This window comes from Streptomyces kebangsaanensis, assembly GCF_001906585.1.
Classification (GTDB): Bacteria; Actinomycetota; Actinomycetes; order Streptomycetales; family Streptomycetaceae; genus Streptomyces; species Streptomyces kebangsaanensis.
Genome location: NZ_JUJA01000163.1, coordinates 1 through 5452, shown reverse-complemented (window position 1 = coordinate 5452; position 5452 = coordinate 1). Strand labels below are relative to the sequence as shown.

General features: G+C 70.0%; 6 protein-coding genes and 1 pseudogene. 2 read left to right on the top strand and 5 right to left on the bottom strand.

Features of this window, described 5'->3' with window-relative positions; all coding sequences use genetic code 11:
- Positions 1–799, bottom strand: a 799-nt coding sequence (locus RH94_RS45110) for a glutamine synthetase beta-grasp domain-containing protein (protein ID WP_234426167.1), incomplete at its 3' end; no start/stop codon positions are given.
- A gap of 207 nt (positions 800–1006) precedes the next feature.
- Here RH94_RS45110 and RH94_RS31700 point away from each other — a divergent pair.
- On the top strand, positions 1007–1474 hold the full coding sequence (locus RH94_RS31700; protein WP_073951787.1) for an RDD family protein: 468 nt from the start codon (positions 1007–1009) through the stop codon (positions 1472–1474).
- A gap of 91 nt (positions 1475–1565) precedes the next feature.
- On the opposite strand, the gene RH94_RS31695 is transcribed toward RH94_RS31700, so the two are convergent.
- The 4 genes from RH94_RS31695 to lipB all read right to left on the bottom strand — a co-directional run bounded on the left by RH94_RS31695 (position 1566) and on the right by lipB (position 4763).
- Positions 1566–2267, bottom strand: coding sequence for a DUF4191 domain-containing protein (locus tag RH94_RS31695; RefSeq protein WP_073951786.1), 702 nt, complete (start codon positions 2265–2267; stop codon positions 1566–1568).
- A gap of 83 nt (positions 2268–2350) precedes the next feature.
- On the bottom strand, positions 2351–2551 hold the full coding sequence (locus RH94_RS31690) for an SCO2195 family GlnR-regulated protein (protein ID WP_073951785.1): 201 nt from the start codon (positions 2549–2551) through the stop codon (positions 2351–2353).
- 277 nt (positions 2552–2828) lie between these two features.
- Entirely contained in the window at positions 2829–3794 is a 966-nt protein-coding gene (lipA, locus tag RH94_RS31685) for a lipoyl synthase (RefSeq protein ID WP_073951784.1), read from the bottom strand.
- Positions 3795–3965: 171 nt separating this feature from the next.
- The gene (lipB, locus tag RH94_RS31680) at positions 3966–4763 is read right to left on the bottom strand and encodes a lipoyl(octanoyl) transferase LipB (RefSeq protein ID WP_073951782.1); all 798 of its coding nucleotides are present in this window, start codon (positions 4761–4763) and stop codon (positions 3966–3968) included.
- Between the two features lie 245 nt (positions 4764–5008).
- Between lipB and RH94_RS31675 the strand changes: the two are divergent.
- Positions 5009–5452, top strand: a pseudogene (locus RH94_RS31675) (regulator); the annotation flags it as partial.

Genomic DNA, 5452 nt, shown 5'->3' with positions numbered 1-5452 from the left:
GCATGCCCGAGCCGTTGTCGCCGAAGATCGGCTTCGGCATGAAGGTCGCCGTCTTGCCGTTGCGCCAGGCGACGTTCTTCACGATGTACTTGAACAGCTGCAGGTCGTCGGCGGCGGCGAGCAGCGTGTTGAACCTGTAGTTGATCTCGGCCTGGCCGGCGGTGCCCACCTCGTGGTGCTGCCGCTCCACCTTCAGGCCGTTCTTCTCCAGCTCCAGGGAGATCTCGGCGCGCAGGTCGGCGAAGTGGTCGACCGGCGGGACCGGGAAGTAGCCGCCCTTGTACCGCACCTTGTAGCCGCGGTTGTCCTCCAGCGCGCCGGTGTTCCAGGCGCCGGCCTCGGAGTCGATGTGGTAGTAGGACTCGTTCTCGGCGGTCCGGAAGCGGACGGAGTCGAAGACGTAGAACTCGGCCTCGGGACCGAAGTACGCGGTGTCGGCGATCCCGGTGGAGGCCAGGTACGCCTCGGCCTTCTTCGCCACGTTGCGCGGGTCACGGGAGTACTGCTCGCCCGTGATCGGGTCGTGGATGAAGAAGTTGATGTTGAGGGTCTTGTCCCGGCGGAACGGGTCCACGCGCGCGGTGGACAGGTCGGCGCGCAGGGACATGTCGGACTCGTGAATGGCCTGGAAGCCGCGGATCGAGGACCCGTCGAACGCCTGCTCCTCGTCGGGGTCGAACGCTTCGGCGGGCACCGTGAAGTGCTGCATGACGCCCGGCAGGTCGCAGAATCGGATGTCGACGAACTTGACGTCCTCGTCCGCGATGAACTTCTTGGCCTCGTCGGCGTTCTGGAACATTCAGCTCCTCCTGCTCCCGACCGTCCCGCCGGGGTGGTAGATCGATGGTGCGGCCGGTGCGCGGCGCACGCTGTTTCGACCTTAGGGACGGGTGATTTCCCGGGCGTGACCCGTTTGTTTCGCAGAAGTTAACCGGCCCGGGCGCGGGTCACGGTCCTGGACACCCCGACGGCCTCCTCGCTTTCGGCGTCGCAGTACGGTGGACACGTGGACAACAGGCAAGCAATGGGATCATGGCTGTCGGGGCCGCGCGCGGCCATGGAGGACGCCGGTGCCGACTTCGGTTACCCGGGTGAACGACTGGGGCTGCCGGAGGAGGGATCGGGCTCGATCGCCCGTCCGGGCCGGCGTCTCGGCGCCCTCGCCGTCGACTGGGCGCTGTGCCTGCTGATCGCGGACGGTCTGATCACCGGCGGGTACGACCAGGCCACCAGCAACTGGGCGCTGCTCCTCTTCCTGGTGCTCGGCGTCCTCACGCTCGGCACGGTCGGCTTCACGCCGGGCAAGCGCCTGTTCGGTCTGCGCGTCCTCGCCCTGGGCACCGGCCGTGTGCAGCCGCTGCGCGCCGCGCTGCGCACGGTGCTGCTGTGCCTCGCCGTCCCCGCCCTGATCTGGGACCGCGACGGCCGTGGCCTGCACGACCGGCTGGCGGGCACGGTGGAGGTGCGGATCTGAGGTTCCACGACGTCTGACGACGAGGGGGCGCCCGGAATATCCGGGCGCCCCCTCGTCGTCAGACGTCGTCGCAGGCGTCGCGTGCGCGGGGTCAGCGGGCCTTCGGGCCGCCCCTCGGCATCCGCATGCCCTTGGGCATGGGCCCCTTCGGCAGCGGCATGTTGCTCATCAGGTCGCCCAGGGCGCGCAGCCGGTCGTTGGTGGTGGTGACCTGCGGGCCGGTCAGCACACGCGGGAACTTCAGCATGGTCGTGCGCAGCTTCTTCAGCGGGACCTGGCCCTCGCCGTTGCCCACGATCAGGTCGTGCACCGGGACGTCCGCGACGATCCGGTTCATCTTCTTCTTCTCGGCGGCGAGCAGGGACTTCACCCGGTTCGGGTTGCCCTCGGCGACCAGCACGATGCCGGCCTTGCCGACCGCGCGGTGCACCACGTCCTGGCTGCGGTTCATGGCCACCGCCGGGGTGGTGGTCCAGCCGCGGCCCACATTGTCCAGGACCGCCGCGGCGGCGCCCGGCTGGCCCTCCATCTGCCCGAACGCGGCACGCTCGGCCCGGCGTCCGAAGACGATCGCCGTCGCGAGGAAGGCGAGCAGCACGCCCAGGATGCCCAGGTAGACCGGGTGCCCGATCGCGAAGCCGATCCCGAGGAGGACCCCGAAGGTGATGATGAAGACACCCGCGAGTACCAGACCGATTTTGCTGTCGGCCTTGCGGGTCATCTGGTAGGTCAGGGCGATCTGCTTCAGTCGCCCGGGGTTGGCAGCCGTGGCTGCGTTGTCCTTCCTCGCCATGCCACGAAGTCTACGTGGCTCCACGGGCGGCCGACGACGGCAGTGCCCGTACGGCCCGTGCGGGCGGGGCGGGGGAGGGACGGTCAGGGGCGGACGGTGGGGAACTGGTCGAGGACGCGCTGGGCCTCGACACGGTCCTTGGCGCGGCGGCGGTCCTCCAGGACGGAGGTCCAGGCGTTGCGACGGGCGGTGCGCTGGCCCCTGCTCATGAGCAGGGACTCGACCGCACGCAGTGCGTCGGTGAAGGACGGGATCGCGGTGGCGCGAACGGGCGCGGCCTGCATGGTGGAGGTCCCCCCTCGTAGCGGCTGCCGGGGTACGTGGTGTGAGTCCAGAGTCACTGATTGGTGTTACCAGGGCGTGACCGACCGGTCAAACGGCGATGAAGCCTCGACATCGCGGGCCGGAAGGGTGACGCGGCCCCGACGGACGCCCTCATCTGCGGCGACGGTCAGGGCCGCGTCGTATCGGCCATTACCGGACGGTAGATTCCTGTGCCCGAATTCACACGCTTGCCCGCCCGCTTGCGGGGCAAGGCCGGTGACGGGGTGTCACCCGTCGTCAGACCGCCTGGGCGGCGACGTAGGAGCCCCGCTTCTCGACGGCCATCTGGTACAGGCGCCCGGCGCGGTAGGAGGACCGTACCAGCGGGCCGGACATCACGCCCGAGAAGCCGATCTGCTCGGCCTCCTCCTTCAGCTCGACGAACTCGTGCGGCTTGACCCACCGCTCGACGGGGTGGTGGCGCACCGACGGGCGCAGGTACTGGGTGATGGTGACCAGCTCGCAGCCCGCCTCGTGCAGCTGCCTGAGCGCCTCACTGACCTCCTCGCGGGTCTCGCCCATGCCGAGGATGAGGTTGGACTTGGTGACCAGGCCGTGGTCGCGGGCCTCGGTGATGACCTTCAGGGAGCGCTCGTAGCGGAAGCCGGGGCGGATCCGCTTGAAGATCCGGGGGACCGTCTCGACGTTGTGCGCGAACACCTCGGGGCGGGAGGAGAAGACCTCCGCCAGCTGCTCGGGAACGGCGTTGAAGTCGGGGGCCAGCAGCTCGACCTTCGTACGGCCGCCCTCGCGGCCGGCGGTCTGCTGGTGGATCTGGCGCACGGTCTCGGCGTACAGCCAGGCGCCGCCGTCCTCCAGGTCGTCGCGCGCGACGCCGGTGATGGTGGCGTAGTTCAGGTCCATGGTGACCACGGACTCGCCCACGCGGCGCGGCTCGTCGCGGTCCAGGGCCTCGGGCTTGCCGGTGTCGATCTGGCAGAAGTCGCAGCGCCGGGTGCACTGGTCGCCGCCGATGAGGAAGGTGGCCTCGCGGTCCTCCCAGCACTCGTAGATGTTCGGGCAGCCGGCTTCCTGGCAGACCGTGTGCAGGCCCTCGCTCTTCACGAGGTTCTGCATCTTCGTGTATTCGGGACCCATTTTCGCCCGGGTCTTGATCCACTCGGGCTTGCGCTCGATGGGGGTCTGGCTGTTGCGGACCTCCAGGCGCAGCATCTTGCGTCCGTCGGGTGCGACTGCGGACACGACCGGCTCCCTAGCGATTGATTCTTCGGTGTCCCCCAGGGTACGCCGGGGGTTCTTCCGCCCTCGGCGCCCCTACCCTTCCCTTCCCTGGGGGTCATGCCCCCAGGCCCCCGCTCCGGCCCGGCGGCCTCGTCCCCGAGCCTCCGGACGGGAAGCTCCGGACGGGCCGCCTCACGCCGGCGTCTTCTCGATCTCCCGCGGCTTCGGCTCCGCGTTCTCCAGTACGTCCCGCAGGTGGCGTTCGACCACCGGCAGGACCTCCCCGATCGTCACGTCCCGGCCCAGCTCGCCCGCCAGGGAGGCGACGCCCGCGTCGCGGATCCCGCAGGGGATGATCTTGTCGAACCACTTGTTGTCGGGGTTCACGTTCAGGGCGAAGCCGTGCATCGTGACGCCCTTGGCGACCCGGATGCCGATCGCGGCGATCTTGCGGTCCTCGCGGCGCTGGCCGGCGTTGGAGGGGGCGTACTCCGGGCCGTTGAGCCGCGGGTCGAACTCGTCGTCGTTCAGCCGAGGGTCGAAGTCCAGCGACAGCCCGCCCGGCGACGGCCGCTGCTCGACCGGGTCGCCGAGGACCCACACCCCGCTGCGGCCCTCGACCCGGGTGGTCTCCAGCCCGAACTCCGCGCAGGCGCGGATCAGCGCCTCCTCGAGGCGGCGTACGTGGGCCACCACGTCCACCGGGCGGGGCAGCTTCTGGATCGGGTAGCCGACCAGCTGGCCGGGGCCGTGCCAGGTGATCTTGCCACCGCGGTCCACGTCGATCACGGGCGTGCCGTCGAGCGGGCGCTCGCTGTCCTCGGTGCGCCGGCCGGCCGTGTAGACCGGCGGGTGTTCCAGGAGCAGCACGGTGTCGGGGACCTCGTCCGCGAACCGGGCGGCGTGCACCCGGCGCTGCTCGTCCCAGGCCACCTGGTAGTCCACGGCCTCGGTACCGAATCCCATGCGGACGAACCGCAACCCACTCACGGCAAGCGCCTCCCTGGAAGGTCGTAAGGCACGAAACGTGCCCACGCCACTGTACGTCCGGTCGACGGGCGTCAGCCTTACGGGCAATCCTCACACGATCGGATGAATGGCTGGCGAATACCGCGGCCGGCTGCTCACTCTCCGCTACATTCGCGCCGTTCATGAGGCCGTAAAGGCTGCTCACAGGCAATCCGGGCATCCACGCGGCGACGTGGGTGCCCGAAAGGCAGGAGACCGCACCGCAGATGACGGAACGACCCGCGCCGCGCACTCCCAACCGCCAGCTCGCCGCGCTCATCGCAGAAGCGGGATTCTCCAACGCGGGTCTGGCCCGCCGGGTGGACCAGCTCGGTCTCGAACACGGGCTTGACCTGAGATACGACAAGACGTCGGTGACCCGCTGGCTGCGCGGCCAGCAGCCGAGGGGCACCACGCCCGCCCTCATCGCGGAGGTCTTCACCCGGCGCCTGGGCCGCCGTCTGACCGCCCAGGACCTGGGCCTGGACGCCTGCGCGCCGGTGTACGCGGGGCTGGAGTTCGCCGCCACGCCGGAGGAGGCCGTGGACATCGTCGGCGGGCTGTGGCGCAAGGACTCCGGCAGCCACGCCGAGCTGCGCAGGATCGCCTTCACCCCGGCGGGGCTGGTCGTGCCCAGCCGGGACTGGCTGATCGGGCGGGCCGACGACCGG